Here is a 1,826-nt window from a genome sequence, read left to right on the forward strand (position 1 = left end):
GGATCAGGCAGAGCTTGGAATAATAGGTCCGTTCCCGCAAAAACTCGGTATCCACCGTGACATAAGGATACTGTGCAGCGGTTTCGCAAAAGGCCTGCAGGTCTTCGGTGGTGGTTAGAGTTTTCATAAATTCCGGCTTTTCAATCTCATGTGGGCCGGGACGTGATACGCGCCTGTCCCGGGCAATGCAATCAGCCGGACTTCAGCGCAGCTGAACCGGCGTTTTATCCCCAGCGGCGAACCGGCGCAGAACTGCCGGATAAAGCAGGTGTTCCTGCACCAGAACCCGGGCTGCCAGCGTATCCGGCGTGTCGCTTTCCAGAACCGGAACCCGTGCCTGACCTAGAATGGGGCCATCATCCAGACGCGGCGTTACCTCATGCACGGTGCAGCCGTGTTCACCGTCGCCGGCCCCCAGCGCGCGGGCATGGGTAAGAAGGCCCTTGTACTTCGGCAGCAATGAAGGATGGATGTTCAGCATCCGCCCTTCGAACTGCGACACGAACCCGGCGGTCAGCACCCGCATGAACCCAGCGAGGCAGACAATGTCGGCGCCGGCCTCAATAACCGGTTTCACCAGCTCTGCTTCAAACGCTTCGCGGTCACCTGCAAAGGGCCGGTGATCCACCACGGCAGTGGCCACACCGGCAGCAGCAGCCTTGGCCAGCCCGCCGGCATCGGCGTTGTTGGACAAGACCAGACAGGGCCGCGCCGGATGATCGCCTGTCATGCTGTCCAGCAGCGACACCATGTTGGAGCCCCCGCCCGAAACCAGTATGGCGACCTTCTTCTGGCTCACAGCAGCTTGCCGGTATAACGCATGCCGGCACCAGCGGTGACAGTGCCCAGGCGGGCCACGGTCTCGCCCTCAGCTGCCAGCAGCCCGGCCAGCGCGTCAGCACGGTCGGCAGAAACCGACAGGATCATGCCGATGCCGCAGTTGAAAGTCTTCAACATTTCCGCTTCGGCGACATTGCCGGTCTCTGCCATCCACTTGAACACGGGCGGCAGCTCCCAGGCGTTCAGGTCGATGTCGGCGCCCAGATCCTCGGGCAGGACTCGCGGCAGGTTCTCGGTCAGGCCGCCGCCAGTGATATGGGCCAGTGCATGCACGCCTCCTGCCCGCACCGCGGCAAGGCACTGTTTGACGTACAAACGCGTCGGGGTCAGCAGGGCGGCACCCAGCGAGCCATCGCCGAACGGGCAATCTGCATCCCAGCCAAGGCCCGAGACCTCCACCAGCTTGCGCACCAGCGAATAGCCGTTGGAATGCACGCCGTCGGATGCGAGCCCCAGCAGCACGTCGCCCTCCTGCACGCCCTCCGGCAGCGCTGTGCCACGCTCCATCGCGCCCACGGCAAAACCTGCAAGGTCGAAATCACCTTCCGGATACATGCCCGGCATCTCAGCCGTCTCACCGCCGATCAGCGCGCAGCCAGACCGCACGCAGCCCTCGGCGATACCTTCGATGATGCGGGCGGCGGTTTCCGTTTCCAGCTTACCGGTGGCAAAATAGTCGAGGAAGAACAGCGGCTCGGCGCCCTGGCAGACCAGATCGTTGACGCACATTGCCACCAGATCGATGCCAACGCCATCCACCACGCCGGTATCAATGGCGATCCGCAGCTTGGTGCCGACACCGTCGGTGGCGCCCACCAGGATCGGGTCATTGTATCCAGCAGCCTTCAGATCAAACAGAGCGCCAAAGCCGCCCAGCCCGCTGGCAACGCCAGAGCGGTTGGTGCGCTTGGCGGCCGGCTTGATCCGGTCAACCAGGGCGTTGCCCGCATCAATGTCCACACCTGCGTCTGCATAGGTCAAGCCGT

General features: G+C 63.2%; 2 protein-coding genes and 1 pseudogene. All 3 read right to left on the bottom strand.

What is annotated here, in order from left to right:
* Positions 1 to 127, bottom strand: a pseudogene (locus A2I95_RS35000) (ribonuclease D); the annotation flags it as partial.
* A 75-nt stretch (positions 128 to 202) separates the two neighbouring features.
* Positions 203 to 799 (bottom strand): phosphoribosylglycinamide formyltransferase, encoded by a 597-nt coding sequence (purN, locus tag A2I95_RS35005; protein ID WP_291737166.1) that lies wholly within the window; start codon positions 797 to 799, stop codon positions 203 to 205.
* Positions 796 to 1,826 (bottom strand): phosphoribosylformylglycinamidine cyclo-ligase (gene purM, locus A2I95_RS35010; protein WP_291737167.1); only part of this gene is annotated, 1,031 nt, incomplete at its 5' end. The genes purN and purM, both read right to left, overlap by 4 nt.

This window comes from Leisingera sp. F5, from assembly GCF_001593695.1.